1 protein-coding gene is annotated in these 275 nt (G+C 70.2%); it reads left to right on the forward strand.

Features of this window, described 5'->3' with window-relative positions; all coding sequences use genetic code 11:
- Positions 1-275: autotransporter domain-containing protein (locus ACQG3P_RS19670; protein ID WP_426805979.1), on the forward strand; the 275-nt coding region annotated here is incomplete at both ends.

A 275-nucleotide genomic window follows, 5' to 3' on the forward strand; every position in this document is an offset into this window, starting at 1 on the left:
ACTCGCTGCGCCCGCAGATCCGCGACCGCTCCGCGATCACCGAGGTCGACGCGGTGCCCGGCGGCCTGTACGCCGGCTTCCGTGGCGAGCAGGCCTGGATCAACGGCGGCGCCAGCTACGCCGACTACGATGAGGATACCCGCCGTGAACTGGGTGCCGGCACGTCCTGGGAACAGAGCCTGGGCAGCCAGCAAGACGCTCATTCGGTACAGGCCTGTGCGGACGGCGGTTGGGACCTCCAGCTCAGTGCGCTGACCCTGAGCCCGGACCTGGCC

It is taken from the genome of Stenotrophomonas sp. SrG, assembly GCF_050031795.1.
In the GTDB taxonomy this organism is placed as follows: domain Bacteria; phylum Pseudomonadota; class Gammaproteobacteria; order Xanthomonadales; family Xanthomonadaceae; genus Stenotrophomonas; species Stenotrophomonas rhizophila_A.